1 protein-coding gene is annotated in these 248 nt (G+C 70.6%); it reads left to right on the top strand.

All coding sequences use genetic code 11. From position 1 onward, the window contains the following. The coding region (locus RZA33_RS19670; protein WP_317509975.1) for a hypothetical protein at positions 1-248 on the top strand (248 nt) is incomplete at both ends.

The raw sequence follows: 248 nt of genomic DNA, 5'->3' as shown, positions 1-248 counted from the left end.
CGAAGGCGAGATCCGCGCGGGCACGGGCGCCGCCGTCGAGCTGTACACCGAGGCTCCCTCCGGCGCGCAGGTCGCGAACAAGGGCGTGATCGTGGGCGACGTCGTGCTGAGCGGCTCGGGCAAGGACATGGTGTGGCTGGCCGAGGGCAGTTCGGTGCAGGGCAATGTCTCGACCGGAGCCGGCGACGACAAGCTGGTCGTCGACCTGAAGCGGCTTGGCCAGAACGGCAGCGTCGATACCGGCGGGC

It is taken from the genome of Halovibrio sp. HP20-59, assembly GCF_033052795.2.
In the GTDB taxonomy this organism is placed as follows: Bacteria; Pseudomonadota; Gammaproteobacteria; order Pseudomonadales; family Halomonadaceae; genus Vreelandella.
This window is presented reverse-complemented; position numbering and strand designations above follow the sequence as displayed.